This is a genomic window from Curtobacterium sp. AB7 (assembly GCF_044909335.1).
Lineage (GTDB): Bacteria > Actinomycetota > Actinomycetes > Actinomycetales > Microbacteriaceae > Curtobacterium.
This window is the reverse complement of the sequence record NZ_JBIYED010000001.1, coordinates 236,402-250,139: the sequence shown is the minus strand read 5'-3', so window position 1 is coordinate 250,139 and position 13,738 is coordinate 236,402. Positions and strand designations below refer to the sequence as shown.

Annotated in this window: 11 protein-coding genes; 8 read left to right on the top strand and 3 right to left on the bottom strand. The window is 72.4% G+C overall.

The window, feature by feature from the left end:
- Positions 1–28 precede the first annotated feature (28 nt).
- The 7 genes from ABH929_RS01255 (at position 29) to ABH929_RS01225 (ending at position 6,255) form a co-directional block, all read left to right on the top strand.
- A complete protein-coding gene (locus ABH929_RS01255) occupies positions 29–1,627 on the top strand; it encodes an AlkA N-terminal domain-containing protein (protein WP_404559823.1) in 1,599 nt (532 codons plus the stop codon).
- On the top strand, positions 1,624–2,136 hold the full coding sequence (locus tag ABH929_RS01250; RefSeq protein WP_404559822.1) for a methylated-DNA--[protein]-cysteine S-methyltransferase: 513 nt from the start codon (positions 1,624–1,626) through the stop codon (positions 2,134–2,136). Before ABH929_RS01255 ends, ABH929_RS01250 begins: the two co-directional genes overlap by 4 nt.
- Positions 2,137–2,164: 28 nt before the next feature.
- Positions 2,165–2,425 (top strand): type II toxin-antitoxin system Phd/YefM family antitoxin, encoded by a 261-nt coding sequence (locus tag ABH929_RS01245; RefSeq protein ID WP_404559821.1) that lies wholly within the window; start codon positions 2,165–2,167, stop codon positions 2,423–2,425.
- On the top strand, positions 2,422–2,682 hold the full coding sequence (locus tag ABH929_RS01240; RefSeq protein WP_263055045.1) for a type II toxin-antitoxin system RelE/ParE family toxin: 261 nt from the start codon (positions 2,422–2,424) through the stop codon (positions 2,680–2,682). The genes ABH929_RS01245 and ABH929_RS01240 overlap by 4 nt, the downstream gene beginning before the upstream one ends.
- A gap of 152 nt (positions 2,683–2,834) precedes the next feature.
- Positions 2,835–3,653 (top strand): alpha/beta fold hydrolase, encoded by an 819-nt coding sequence (locus tag ABH929_RS01235; RefSeq protein WP_404559820.1) that lies wholly within the window; start codon positions 2,835–2,837, stop codon positions 3,651–3,653.
- A gap of 62 nt (positions 3,654–3,715) precedes the next feature.
- On the top strand, positions 3,716–4,588 hold the full coding sequence (locus tag ABH929_RS01230) for a hypothetical protein (RefSeq protein WP_404559819.1): 873 nt from the start codon (positions 3,716–3,718) through the stop codon (positions 4,586–4,588).
- Between the two features lie 191 nt (positions 4,589–4,779).
- Entirely contained in the window at positions 4,780–6,255 is a 1,476-nt protein-coding gene (locus ABH929_RS01225; protein WP_111083514.1) for an APC family permease, read from the top strand.
- Positions 6,256–6,269: 14 nt separating this feature from the next.
- On the opposite strand, the gene ABH929_RS01220 is transcribed toward ABH929_RS01225, so the two are convergent.
- On the bottom strand, positions 6,270–6,989 hold the full coding sequence (locus ABH929_RS01220) for a LysE/ArgO family amino acid transporter (protein ID WP_404559818.1): 720 nt from the start codon (positions 6,987–6,989) through the stop codon (positions 6,270–6,272).
- A gap of 70 nt (positions 6,990–7,059) precedes the next feature.
- Here ABH929_RS01220 and ABH929_RS01215 point away from each other — a divergent pair, with 70 nt between their 5' ends.
- On the top strand, positions 7,060–7,986 hold the full coding sequence (locus ABH929_RS01215; protein WP_263055041.1) for a LysR family transcriptional regulator ArgP: 927 nt from the start codon (positions 7,060–7,062) through the stop codon (positions 7,984–7,986).
- 31 nt (positions 7,987–8,017) lie between these two features.
- On the opposite strand, the gene ABH929_RS01210 is transcribed toward ABH929_RS01215, so the two are convergent.
- Both ABH929_RS01210 and ABH929_RS01205 read right to left on the bottom strand, forming a co-directional pair.
- Positions 8,018–8,797 (bottom strand): Fpg/Nei family DNA glycosylase, encoded by a 780-nt coding sequence (locus ABH929_RS01210; protein ID WP_404559817.1) that lies wholly within the window; start codon positions 8,795–8,797, stop codon positions 8,018–8,020.
- Positions 8,790–13,580 carry a DEAD/DEAH box helicase gene (locus tag ABH929_RS01205; protein ID WP_404559816.1) on the bottom strand — a complete coding sequence of 1,597 codons (4,791 nt, stop codon included), beginning with the start codon at positions 13,578–13,580 and terminating at the stop codon, positions 8,790–8,792. The genes ABH929_RS01210 and ABH929_RS01205 overlap by 8 nt, the downstream gene beginning before the upstream one ends.
- Positions 13,581–13,738: the final 158 nt, after the last annotated feature.

The window sequence follows — 13,738 nt, the reverse complement described above, 5'->3', positions numbered from 1 at the left end:
GGTCGGTGGCGCGTGTCAGGCTGGGCCCGTGACCATCCCCGGAACCGACCAACTGCACGCCGAGCGCTACCGCGTCGTCGCCTCGCGCGACGCGCGCTTCGACGGCCAGTTCGTCACCGCCGTGCACTCCACGGGCATCTACTGCCGACCGAGCTGCCCGGCACGCACGCCCCGCGAGACCGGCGTCACCTTCTACCGCACGAGCGCGGCGGCGCACCTGGCCGGCTTCCGCGCCTGCAAGCGCTGCCTGCCCGAGGCGACCCCCGGCAGCCCCGAGTGGGACCTGCGCGAGGACGTCGCCGGTCGCGCCATGCGCCTCGTCCTCGACGGCGTCGTCGAGCGCGACGGCGTCCCGGGGCTCGCCGCACGGGTCGGCTACTCCGAACGCCAGCTCAACCGCATCATGACGGCCGAACTCGGCGCCGGTCCGAAGGCGCTCAGTCGCGCGCACCGCGCCCAGACGGCACGCACGCTGCTGACGTCGTCGGACCTGCCCATCGCGGACGTCGCCTTCGCCGCCGGGTTCGCGAGCGTCCGCCAGTTCAACGAGACCGTCCGCGAGGTCTTCGCCGTCACCCCGTCCGAGCTGCGCGCCCGTCGGACGCTCCGTCCCGCGTCCGACGGCGCACTGCACGTGCACCTGCCCGCGCGGCCGCCGTTCGACGCGCAGGGGCTGCTCGACTGGCACGCGCTGCACGCCCTGCCGGGCCTGGAGCAGGTGGACACCGACGAATCCGGTCGGGTCACCTCGTACGGGCGGTTGCTCGACCTGCCGGGAGGCCCGGGCTGGTTCAGCGCATCGGCCGCGGTCGCTGGGGCCCCCGGCTCCACCGCAGCCGGTCGCGGCACCGGGATCGACCTGCGGGTGCGCGTCACCGACCTGTCCGACCTGCCGACGCTCGTCGCCCGCGTCCGGTCGTACTTCGACCTCGATGCCGACCCGGTCGCCGTCGACGCGGTGCTCGGTTCCGTGCCCGAGCTCGCCGCGGCCGTGCAGTGGGTCCCCGGGCTGCGGCTGCCCGGTGCCGTCGACGCGCACGAGATCGTGTTCCGCACACTCATCGGGCAGCAGGTCTCCGTCGCCGCGGCCCGGACGGCCCAGACGCGGCTCGTGGCGGCGCTCGGTCCCGCCGTGCCGTCGGCGATCCTGCCGGACGGCCTGCTGTTCCCGTCCGCCGAGGTCATCGCCGCCCGCGGCCACGAGGTGCTGCGCGGTCCGGCCGCCCGCGTCGACACGATCCTGCGGGTCGCCGCGGCGCTCGCCGACGGGTCGCTCGTGGTCGACGGTGGACAGTCCCTCGACGAGCTGCGCGAGCGGTTGCTGGCGGTGAAGGGCATCGGGCCGTGGACCGCTGACTACGTGGCGCTCCGGGTCCGGCACCACCCCGACGTGTTCCTCCACAGCGACCTCGCGGTGCGCAACGGTGCACAGGAACTCGGACTGCCCGGTACGGCGCGCGAGCTCTCCCTATGGTCGGAGCAGGTGGCGCCCTGGCGGAGCTACCTGACGATGCACTGCTGGCGACCGATCATCGACCGCGCGATCACGACGGCCGCCGGCGCACGGGCGCACGGCACCGGCCGTGCGCGGCACGCAGACGAGAACCCTCGGAAGGACGAACGATGACCGACGCAACCATCCAGACCCTGGACACCCCCGACGGGGCCTTCACCGTGCTCGAGGACGCCGAGGGCCGTGTCCTCGCCTCGGGCTGGACCGACTCCGTCGACCGGATCCTCGGGCGGCTCGCCGACCGGTACCGACCCACCCGCATCGTCGACGGCACGGTCGCCGCCGCCGATGCCGTGGACGCCTTCTACTCGGGCGAGGTCGAGCACGCCATGCAGGTGCCGGTGCGGCAGTTCGGCACCGACCTGTTCACCGAGGGGTGGCGGCAGCTCCGCCGCATCCCCGCCGGCGGCACCCTGACCTACACCGAGTTCGCCGGGGCGATGGGTCGTCCGGACGCCGTGCGGGCCGCCGCCAGCGTGTGCGCACGGAACGCTCCCGCACTGTTCGTGCCGTGCCACCGGGTGCTGCGATCCGACGGCACACTCGGGGGCTTCGCATGGGGGCTCGACGTCAAGCGATCGTTGCTCGAGCGGGAATCAGTCGGCACCACGGCGCTCGTCTGAGTTGTACAAAACGCTCTAGAATGTACAGGTGAGCGAAGTGTCGATCTCCGAAGCGCGTGGCCGCCTGGCGTCGATCATCGACGACGCCCGGAACGAACCCGTCTACCTGACCCGGCGCAACAAGCGCGTCGCGGCGGTGGTGGACGCGGATGTCCTGGACCGCCTGCTCGAGGCGGCCGAGGACCTCGACGACCTGATCGCGTACGACGCTGCCATCGCGGAGAGCAAGCGCATCGGCGGCGAGAACGTGCAGTGGGACGATCTCAAGCGCGAGCTCGGGCTCGGATGACCTGGTCGGTCGAGGTCATCCCGTCCGCGCAACGCGTCATCCGCAAGCTCCCGCCCGACGGTCGTCGGCGGATCGAGGGCCTCCTCGCGATCCTCGCCGACCACCCGCGGCCCCCGGCAGCTCGGAAGCTCGTGAACCGACCCGGTTGGCGGGTCCGATCGGGCGACTACCGCCTGATCTACGAGATCGACGACGGCCGACTCATCGTGGTGGTCGTCGATGCCGGCCACCGCCGAGCGATCTACCGCGACCGCTGAGCGTGGCACGAGCAGGAGTCGGACCGGTCGTCTCCCCCTGGTTGTGGGTGTCGACGTGGGAGCGCTCCGATGCCATGCTTCGAGGACCGACCCGCCCGGTCCCTCCCGAGGACCCGACGCAGCGCCGTCGAACCACCCTCGGAAGGCCCCCAATGGACCAGCACGTCGACCGCACGGTCGTCTCCGCCGACGGCACGGTGATCGCCGTGTCCGACGCGGGCACCGGTCCGGCGCTCGTCGTGGTCGGTGGCGCCTTCGACCACCACGGCACCCCCACCGTCGAGCGCCTGACCGAAGCGCTGCAGGACCGCTACCGGGTCATCACGTACGACCGGCGGGGCCGCGGTGCGAGCGGCGACACCACCCCGTGGATGATCGAGCGCGAGGTCGAGGACCTCGCGGCCGTCGTCGGGAGCGTGGACGGACCCGTCGCCGCGCTCGGCCTCTGCGTCGGCGCGGGGGTGGTCCTCCGGGGCCTCGCCGCCGGTGTCCCGCTCGGGGCCGCCGTGCTGTGGGAGCCGCCGTACCGCGCGACCGTCGACCCGCACGCCGACGACGTCGTCTTCGCCGACCTGCTCGACGAGCACGTCGCCGCCGGCCGCCGTGCCCAGGCCGTCCGGGCGTTCCTCGCGCACGTCCTGGGGGTGCCGATGGGGCAGATCTCGGCGCTGCGGCTGCGGGGTGCGCTCTGGCGGTCCCTCGTCGTCGACGCCCACGTGCTCAGCCGCGACGTGCGGGTGCTCAACGGTCTGGCGATCCCGGAGCGGGTCGCCGCAGCGGTCGGTGTCCCGGTGCTCGTCGCCGCGGGCAGCGACGGCCACGAGTGGATGCGGCAGGCGTCCCGTGCGGTCGTCGAGGCCGTGCCGGGGTCGGACTACGTCGAGGTCCCCGGGCAGGGCCACGTGCCCGACCCGGCTGCGATCGGCGCCGTGCTCGACGGGTTCACCGCGAGGGCGGTCACGCGGGGCTGAGAGGATGGCGTGGTGAACCCAGCTCGTGCTGGGGAGTTCAGCTCTCCTGCGAAGATGGTGGCGTGAACGCACCTCGTCTCGGTCTCCTGCTCGACGTCGACGGGCCCATCGCCAGCCCCGTCTCCCGTACCATCGCGATCCCGAGCATCATCGAGGACCTCGTCGCCCTCGCCGCCGAGGGCGTCCCCGTCGTCTTCAACACCGGCCGGAGCGACGCCTTCATCCGGAGCGAGGTGGTCGGTCCGCTGCTGGCGGGTGGTCTCGCCGAGGGTGGCCGCGTGCACGCCGTCTGCGAGAAGGGCGCCGTCTGGTGCTCGATCGGCCCGCAGTACGAGGGTGGCATGAGCGAGCTCACCGTCGCCGACGACCTGGCGCTCCCGCGCGACTACGCCGACGAGATGCGCGAGCTCGTCCGCTCCGAGTACGCCGACCTGGTGTTCTTCGACGAGACGAAGCGCGCCATGGTGTCGATCGAGCAGCGGGTGGAGGTGCCGAACGCCACGTACCTGGCTCGGCAGCCCGAGGTCGACGCGAAGGCGATGGCGGCCCTCGAGCGCCGCGGCCTGGGCGTGCGCCGTCTCGCCGACGTCCGACCCGACGCCGACGGCGCCGTGCAGTGGCGGATCGACCCGACGATCATCTCGACTGACGTCGAGTCCGACCGCAGCGGCAAGGACATGGGCGCCGAGCGGTCGCTCGAGCTCCTGGCGCAGGACGGCGAGCTGCCGACGGCCTGGCGCACGATGGGCGACTCGCGCAGCGACTACGCGATGGCGGACTGGCTGCACGCGAACGGCCACGAGGTCGCGCACGTCGACGTCCGTCCCTCGGACGGCGTCCCGGTGACGCCGTACCCGGTGCTCACCGCACCCGACGGGGTGATCCACGACGAAGCCGGAGCGCGGTTCCTGCGCAACTGGCGCCGATCCGCCTGAGCCGAGCCGGGCCTCCCGGTCGACCCGCCCTGCGCACGGAACCTGGTTCCGGACACGGCACCGCGCCGTTCCCTGGTTCCACGTCCGGAACCTGGTTCCCGCGCGCCCAGCGGCTCCGCTGTTTGCGTGTCGGGGTGGTACACCAGTAATGTCACGGGGTCCGCCGCCCAGCCGATGACGGGATCCACCCCATGGCAACGAAGCTCCGCATCAAGTCGATCGAGGCCTCACTGGCCGACTCCGAGGAGCAGGGGCGATCCCTGAAACGCTCCCTGAAGACGTTCGACATCGCCGCGATGGGCATCGCGGTCGCGGTCGGCGCCGGCATCTTCTCGGTCGGCGCGAACGCCGCCGCGAACTTCGCCGGGCCCGGCGTCATCATCTCGTTCCTGCTCGCCGCCGTCACGTGCGGCCTGGCGATCATGTGCTACGCCGAGTTCGCCTCGACGATCCCCGTCGCCGGCTCGGCCTACACGTTCACCTACGCCACGATGGGCGAGCTGCTCGCCTGGATCGTCGGCTGGGACCTCATCCTCGAGACCCTCACGGCGAGTGCCGTCATCGCGAAGTACTGGGGCATCTACCTCAGCACCGCGTTCGACGTGTTCGGGGTGAGCCTGCCGAGCACGATCCAGCTCGGCCCGATCCCGTTCACCTGGGGCCCGGTCCTGATCGTCGGCATCTTCACGGTGCTGCTCGCTTTCGGCACCCGCCTGTCGTCGCGGGTCTCGGCGGTCATCACCATCATCAAGGTCGCCATCGTGGTGTTCGTCATCGTCGCCGGTGCGTTCTTCGTCAAGGCCGCGAACTTCACCCCCTTCATCCCGCCGTCGGAGCCCGCAAAGGGCGCCGAGGGCAGCGTCTGGACCCAGTCGCTCGTGTCCTGGTTCACCGGTTCCGAGCCCGCGCAGTACGGCGTCTTCGGGCTGCTCGCCGCGGCGTCGCTCGTGTTCTTCGCGTTCATCGGCTTCGACGTCGTCGCGACCAGCGCGGAGGAGACCGAGAACCCGCAGAAGACGCTGCCCCGCGGCATCTTCATCGGCCTGGGCATCGTGACGCTGCTGTACGTCGGCGTCAGCATCGTCATCACCGGCATGGTCTCCTACCAGCGCCTGGCGCAGGAGGACGCGCCGTCCCTGGCCTCGGCCTTCGACATCGTCGGGCTGCCGTGGGCGGCCGGCATCATCGCCATCGGCTCCCTGATCGGTCTGACGACCGTCGTCATGGTGCTGCTGCTCGGTCTGTCCCGCATCGTCTTCGCGATGAGCCGTGACGGTCTGCTGCCGCGCTGGTTCTCGAAGACGAACCCGAAGACGCAGACGCCGGTGCGCGTCCAGGTCGTCGCGGGGGTCGTCGTCGCGCTGCTCGCCGGGTTCACGGCGGTCGACAAGCTCGAGGGCATGATCAACATCGGCACGCTGTCGGCCTTCGTGCTCGTGTCGATCGGCATCATCGTGCTCCGCAAGTCGCGCCCGGACGCCCCGCGCTCGTTCCGGGTGCCGTGGTCGCCGGTGATCCCGATCCTGTCGGCCGTGCTGTGCTTCTGGCTGATGCTGAACCTCGAGGTCGAGACCTGGCTGCGGTTCGTCGTCTGGCTCGTCATCGGCTTCGCGATCTACTTCGGCTACAGCCGCCGCAACAGCCGGGTCGGCAAGGGCCAGCAGTAGCGGGCTCCGGCCTCCTAGGCGCCGACGACCAGCAGCAAGCCGAAGCCCAGCATCACGACGGCGACCAGGCCGTCGAACACCCGCCACGTCACCGGCTTCGCGAACAGCGGCCGGAGCAGTCGCCCGCCGAACCCGAGCGCGCCGAACCACAGGCAGCTCGCCGCGACGGCGCCGACGGTCCACAGCCAGCGGTCGTCCGGCCCCTGCTGGTTCGCGACGGAACCGAGGAACACCAGCGTGTCCAGGTACACGTGCGGGTTGGCCCACGTGAAGACGAGCATGGTCGCCACCGCCGTGCGCATGGTCACCGCCTGGCCGGGAGGCACGGTGCGCGTCCGCCCGGCCACCACCGTCGCGGTGCGGTCGGGTCCACTGCCCGCGGCCGACTCCGGCACGCCGTCGTCCGTCGCCTCGTCGGCCACTCGCATGGCGTCGCTCGACGGCCGCAGCGCCCGTCGCGCGGCGAGCACGCCGTAGGTCACGAGGAACGCGGCCCCGACGAACCGTACGACGACGAGCGCCACCGGGAACCGCTCGACCACGGCCCCGACGCCGAGCACCCCGGCGACGATGAGCACGGCGTCCGACACCGCGCACACGACGACCGCCGCCGTCACCACCCGCAGCCCTGAGCTGACCGCCAACCGGAGCAGGTAGGTGTTCTGCACACCGATCGCGACGATCAGGGCGAGTCCGGTGCCGAGGCCGGCGAGCAGGGGGAGGAGTGCGGTCACGTCCACGACGCTAGGTGCGCCGTGGTCTGTAGACCAGCTCACGTTCCTTCAGCACCGTAAGCTGCACTGCATGGTCCGGTTCCAGCGCGAGCACCTCGAGACCCTGTTGGCCGCCGTCGACCACGGCACGCTCGACGCGGCCGCCCGGGCCCTGGCGATCACCCCGTCGGCGGTCTCGCAGCGCATCAAGTCGATGGAGCAGCAGGTCGGTCGGGTCCTGCTGCAACGGACGACCCCGGTCACCCCGACGGCCGACGGCGCGGTCGTGCTCCGGCACGCACGTCAGGTGCGGTTGCTCGACGACGAGACCGCCCGCGCCCTCGGCGAGACCGATGCCCGGGGTGCGGGGTCCGCGGTGCCGTCGATCCCGCTCGCCGTCAACGCCGACTCGCTCGGCACGTGGTTCCTCGATGCGCTCGCACTCGTCCGTGTCGACACCGAGGTGGTCTTCGACCTGCACCGCGAGGACCAGGACCGCACCGCCGAGCTCTTGCGCGCCGGCACGGTGATGGGTGCCGTGACGGCCGAGGCGGACCCCGTGCAGGGCTGCTCGTCGGTGCCGCTCGGCATCGACCGGTACCGGGCGGTGGCATCGCCGGCGTTCGTGGACCGCTACCTGTCCGACGCCGACACCGAGCGGCGGATGCTGAGCCGCCTCGACCGGGTGCCGCTCGTCGACTACGACCGTGATGACGACCTGCAGCAGGGCTACCTCCGCCGGGTGCTCGGCCACGCGCCCTCCGGCCCACGCCACTTCGTCCCGACGTCGGCCGACTTCGCACGGGCGGTCTCGCTCGGCTTCGGGTGGGGGATGCTGCCCGAGGCGCAGTGCCTCGATGCCCTGACACGGGGCGAGCTGCTCGAGCTCACCCCGACGCGCCGGGCCGACGTCGCCCTGTGGTGGCAACGGTGGAACCTGGCGTCGCCGCTGCTCGAGCGGGTGACGGACGCCGTGCGGACGACTGCCGCCGAGCGGCTGCACCCCGTCGCCCGGTGAGCACGCCGGTGCTCGTCCCTGCGCCCGTGGCTCAGGTCTGGCAGCGCGGGCACCAGTAGGTGTCCCGCAGGGTGAGCTCCGAATCGCCGAGGTCTCCTCGTCGGATCCGGGTGCCGCACCGCAGACACGGCTTGTCCGCTCGTCCGTAGACCCAGAACCGACGCCCCGGGCGGTCGATCCCCGTCGTCACCCGGTGGCTGCGGTCCCGGTTCGCCAGGATGAGTCGGCTCGCCAGGGCGATCGTGCGGCCGGCGTCGTGCACCTCGGCCACCGGGCGGGTCGGCAGGACCCCGCGCAGGAAGCAGAGCTCGTTGCGGTAGACGTTGCCGAGGCCGGCGAGCACCCGCTGGTCGAGCAGGGCGAGTCCGACCGGACGTGCAGGATCCCGCGTCAGGTTCTCGAGTGCCAGGTCGGCGTCCCAGTCGGGCCCGAGCAGGTCCGGGCCGAGGTGCCCGACGACCTCGGACTCCTGGTCGCGGGGGATCACCTCGAGCACCCCGAGCGTGAAGCCGACGGTCGAGACGTCCTCGGCGTCGAGGATCGCGCGCGCCTGGTGCGCCGGGCGTCGCCAGCGCTCTCCGGGGGCGTAGACGTCCCACCGCCCCTCCATCTTGAGGTGCGAGTGCACGGTCAGGTCCCCGATCCGGTGCAGCAGGTGCTTGCCGCGGGGCACGACCTCGTCGACGGTGCGGCCGACCAGGTCGACGGTCGCGAACGCGGGCACCCGGAAGTCGCTCCGGGTCAGGACCTTGCCCGCGAGCGCCGTGTGCAACCGATGTGCCGCTCGGTAGACGGTGTCGCCCTCAGGCACGGAGCCGGAGTCCCTGCGGTGTGGCGGTGAACCCGGCGTCGCCCAGTGCGGTGCCGAGCGGGGTGCCGAGCACGAACTCGCCGTCGACGCGCTCGACCGCGAGCTTCCGCAGCCCGGTGCGCACGATGCCCGCGATCGACGCCGCTGCGACGGCAAGGTCGGCGGGGTCGTCGGTGAAGGTCAGCACCGACTTGCCGCCCCGCTCGACGTACACCGCGAGCCGGCCGTCGACCGTGGTGACGAGCGCTCCGGCCTTGCGCCCGGGCCGGTGCCCGCGCACGCCCGTGGCAGTCGGTGCCGGGGCCTTCTGCGCAGCCGCACCCGCAGGGGTGGCGTCGGCGGAAGTGTCGTCCGGATCGGCGGCCGCGCGGTCGTCGGACGGCCAGGGCAGCGATGCTCCGTACGGGTTCGCGGGGTCGGTCGCAGCCAGGGTCAGTGCTTCGCGCTTCCGGTCCGGATCGACACGTTCGTCGTCGTCGAGTTCACGGGCGTAGGTGCGGAGCCGGTCGATCGTCGGGCCGGTGGCGAACTGTGCTGCCCCGAGCCCCTCGATGAAGTACCCGCGTCGCGCCCGCCCGGACTCCTCGAACCGCGACAGCACCCGGTACACGCCCGCGAACCCACCCCGGACCCCCTCGACCTGGACGGCACCGCGCGTCACGACCCCGTACCGCTCGAGCAGCTGTTCGGCGGTCGCCGCAGCCCGCACGGTCGAGTCGGACTCGGCGAGCGGCAGCAGGGACCAGCGACCGCCGACGGACGGCGGACCGGACTGCGTCGGCATCGTCGGACGGCGGCGCCCGCGGTAGGCGCGGGCCCGAGGCGCACTGGTGCTCTTCGCCTTGCCGCCGAGCATCGATCGCAGCGGGGCGAACGTGTCGTTCGTGATCTGTCCGGCCCAGACCAGGTCCCACAGCGCCGTCGTCATGGCCGGGTCGTCGGTGCTGCCGACGGCCTGCCCGAGCTGGCGGAAGAAGTACGCGCCACCGCCGGCCAGGGCCCCGAGCACGTCGCGCTGCAGCTCGGTGGTCTCGTCGCCGGAGGGCTCCGCGAGGGTCGTCGAGGCGGTCTCGGCCAGGTGCAGGCGCACCCAGCCGTCGTTGCCGGGCAGGGTCCCGCCGCCGGACCACAGGACCTCGCCGGTGGCGGTGAGCTCGTCGAGCATGTTCGTCGAGTAGTCGGTCACGCGCGCGGGCAGCACCAGGGTCTCCCAGGCGCTGGCGGGCAGGGCGACACCGGCGAGCTGGTCGATCACCTGCAGGACTCCGTCGACCCCGCGCAGGCCGCCGCGGGTGCCGGGGGTCTGCACGTGCTGCCAGGCGGGCAGGAAGCGCGCGAGCGTGTCCGGTGACACCGGCTCGACCTCGTGGCGGAGCGCGGCGAGCGACTTCGTGCGGATCCGCCGCAGGACTTCGGCGTCACACCACTCGGCGCCCTGCCGATCCGGGCGGAACTCGCCCTCGACCACACGCCGGTCGGCGACCAGACGGCGAAGGGTGTCCTGCACGACGGCGACCCCGAGGCCGAGGCGCCCCGCGGCCTCCTGCGCCGAGAACGGCCCGTGCGACCGGGCGTACCGGCCGACCAGGTCACCGAGCGGGTCGGCGACGGGTTCGACGAACGCGGTCGGTACACCGATCGGCAGCGGGACCCCGAGGGCGTCACGCAGGCGCGAGGCGTCCTCGATGACGGCCCAACGGGTGGACCCGGCGTGCGAGAACGACAGGACGCGGCGGTCCCGTTCGAGCGCGGTGAGCACGGTCTGCACCTCGGTCGTAGCGGCGGTGCGGTCGTCCGACGCCGCCAGCCAGCTGCGGTCGACGGCTTCGTCGACGTCGAGCGCGCCGACGAGCCGCAGCACGTCGACCAGCCCCTCGGCGTCGCGGGCGCGGCGGTCCGGCGAGAGCCGCTGCAGGTCCTGTTCGACCGAGGCGATGACCGCCGGGTCCAGCAGCTCCCGCAGCTCGGCCCGACCGAGTAGTTCGCCGAGCAGCGTCGAGTCGAGCGAGAGCGCCGCAGCCCGACGCTCGGCGAGCGGGGAGTCGCCCTCGTACATGAACGCGGCGACGTACCCGAACAGGATCGACCGTGCGAAGGGGGACGGCGTCTCGGTCTCGGTCTCGACCAGGCGGACGCGGCGGCCGGCGATCTGGTCGGCGATGCCGAGCAGGGCGGGCACGTCGTAGACGTCCTGCAGCACCTCGCGCACGGTCTCGAGCACGATCGGGAACGACGGGTACTTCCTGGCCACCTCGAGCAGCTGCGAGGCCCGTTGCCGCTGCTGCCACAGGGGCGACCGCTGCCCGGGGTTCCGACGGGGCAGCAGCAGGGCGCGCGCCGCACACTCGCGGAACCGCGCGGCGAACAGCGCCGACCCACCGACCTCGTCCGTGACGAGTGCCTCGAGGTCGTCGCGCTCGAACACGAACAGGTCGGCACCCGGCGGTTCGGCGTCGGTCTCGGGGATGCGCACCACGATGCCGTCGTCGGCGGCCATCGCGTCGCCGTCGATGCCGTGGCGTTCCCGCAGACGCGCCGCGACGGCCAGGGCCCACGGCGCGTGCACCTGCATGCCGTACGGCGAGTGCAGGATGAGCCGCCAGTCGCCGAGTTCGTCGCGGAAGCGCTCGACCACGAGCGTGGTGTCGTTGGGGACGTGACCGGTGGCCGCGCGCTGGTCGCGCAGGAAGGTCAGCAGGTTCGTGACGGCACGCTCGTCGAGGCCGCCGGCGGCGACCCGGGCCCGGGCGTCGTCGTCCGAGGCGCCCTCGACCTCGCGCACGAACGCCCCTGTCGCGCGACCGAGTTCGGCGGGGCGGCCGATGCCGTCGCCCTTCCAGAACGGCACCCGACCGGGCTGTCCGAACGCCGGGCTCACGATGACCCGGTCGTGGGTGATCTCCTCGATCCGCCAGCTCGTGGCACCGAGGGCGAAGACGTCGCCGACGCGGGACTCGTAGACCATCTCCTCGTCGAGCTCGCCGACCCGGGACGCCTTCTCGCCGACCATGAACACGCCGAACATGCCGCGGTCCGGGATCGTGCCACCGCTCGTCACCGCGAGCCGCTGGGCACCGGGGCGTCCGGTCAGGGTGCCGTGCACGCGGTCCCACACCAGCCGCGGGCGGAGTTCGGCGAACTCGTCGCTCGGGTACCGCCCGGTCACCAGGTCGAGCGTGGCGTCGAACGCCGACCGGGGCAGGCCGCTGAACGGAGCGCTGCGCCGGACCAGGTCGAACCACTGCTCGACGTCGACGGTGTCGATCGCCCCGGCGGCGACGGTGTGCTGCGCCAGGACGTCGAGGGGGTTCGCCGGCACCGAGATCGACTCGATCTGCCCCGAGACCATCCGTTCCACCGTGACCGCACTGTTGACGAGGTCGGCGCGGTGCTTCGGGAACAGCACCCCGCGGGAGATCTCGCCCACCTGGTGCCCGGCACGCCCGACGCGCTGCAGGCCGCTCGCGACCGAGGGCGGCGCCTCGACCTGGACGACGAGGTCGACCTCGCCCATGTCGATCCCGAGCTCGAGCGAACTGGTCGCGACCACGCACCGCAGTCGACCGGACTTCAGGTCGTCCTCGATGATGGCGCGCTGGTCCTTCGACACCGAGCCGTGGTGGGCGCGGGCGAGCACGGGCACTGCGGTGTCGGAGCCGCCGCCACCGGTCTGCCCGGATGCGCCGATCACCTGCGCCGGCGGTCGCTTCGTGCCCTGGGGTGCGACCGCGTGTGCCGAGGTCCGCGCGGGCGACTGCGGGCGACCCCGCGCCACCGGCAGCCCGTCGTCGGCCGGCGAGACACCTGCCGGCACCAGCGCATCGCCCATCGCGGCCGAAGCCGGAGCCGCCGCAGCGAGGACGCGCTCTTCGTGGATCTCGTTCAGCCGCGCGGTGAGTCGCTCGGCCAGTCGCCGCGAGTTCGCGAACACGATCGTCGACCGGTGCTCCTCGACGAGGTCGACCACACGTTCTTCGACGTGCGGCCAGATCGAGCCGTTCGAGGGTGCGTCGGACGCGTCCGCACCGACCGGCGGAGCACCGAGCTCGGCCATGTCGTCGACCGGCACGACGACGCGCAGGTCGAAGGTCTTCTGCGCCGGCGGCGCGATGATCGTCACCGGTGCCCGACCCCCGAGGAACCGGGCGACCTCTTCCGGCGGCCGGACCGTGGCGGACAGCCCGATGCGCTGCACCGGCTTGTCGAGCAGGTCGTCGAGCCGTTCGAGCGAGACGGCCAGGTGCGCCCCGCGCTTGGTCGACGCGACGGCGTGGACCTCGTCGACGATGACGGTGTCGACGTTCACCAGGGTCTCGCGCGCTTGCGAGGTGAGCATGAGGTACAGCGACTCGGGCGTGGTGATGAGGATGTCCGGCGGCTGGCGGAGCAGCTTCTGCCGGTCCGACGACGGGGTGTCGCCACTGCGCACCCCGACGGTGACCTCGGGTGGTTCGGTGCCGAGCCGCCGGGCCGTCTGCGTGATGCCGACGAGCGGGCTGCGCAGGTTCCGCTCGACGTCGACGCCGAGGGCCTTGAGCGGCGAGACGTACAGGACCCGCGTGCGCTGCTTGGCCGGGGGCCGTTCGGTCGCGCTGATGAGCCGGTCGATCGACCACAGGAACGAGGCCAGGGTCTTGCCGGAACCGGTCGGCGCGATGACGAGTGCGTGCTGCCCCGTCGAGATGGCGTCCCACGCGCCCGCCTGTGCAGGAGTGGGGGCGTCGAACGCACCACGGAACCACTCCGCGGTCGCGGGGGAGAAGCGCTCGAAGACGTCCGTCATGGTCCGTCCCATCCTGCCCGTCACCACCGACAGCAGCCCGAGCGGGGAGTACCCCTTGACAAGACGACAGTTAGCGATCTATCGTAAACACATCGCGATACGACGAAGACGAAACCAGTCAGACCGATCGCGAGCCGACTCAGCAACAAGGAAGGACG

What these genes read in the sequence shown, in the direction of transcription:
- ABH929_RS01240 (WP_263055045.1), top strand. Translation starts at nt 2,422, where the DNA reads ATGACCTGGTCGGTCGAGGTCATCCCGTCCGCGCAACGCGTCATCCGC.
- ABH929_RS01225 (WP_111083514.1), top strand. Translation starts at nt 4,780, where the DNA reads ATGGCAACGAAGCTCCGCATCAAGTCGATCGAGGCCTCACTGGCCGAC.
- ABH929_RS01235 (WP_404559820.1), top strand. Translation starts at nt 2,835, where the DNA reads ATGGACCAGCACGTCGACCGCACGGTCGTCTCCGCCGACGGCACGGTG.
- ABH929_RS01215 (WP_263055041.1), top strand. Translation starts at nt 7,060, where the DNA reads ATGGTCCGGTTCCAGCGCGAGCACCTCGAGACCCTGTTGGCCGCCGTC.
- ABH929_RS01250 (WP_404559822.1), top strand. Translation starts at nt 1,624, where the DNA reads ATGACCGACGCAACCATCCAGACCCTGGACACCCCCGACGGGGCCTTC.
- ABH929_RS01205 (WP_404559816.1), bottom strand. Translation starts at nt 13,580, where the DNA reads ATGACGGACGTCTTCGAGCGCTTCTCCCCCGCGACCGCGGAGTGGTTC.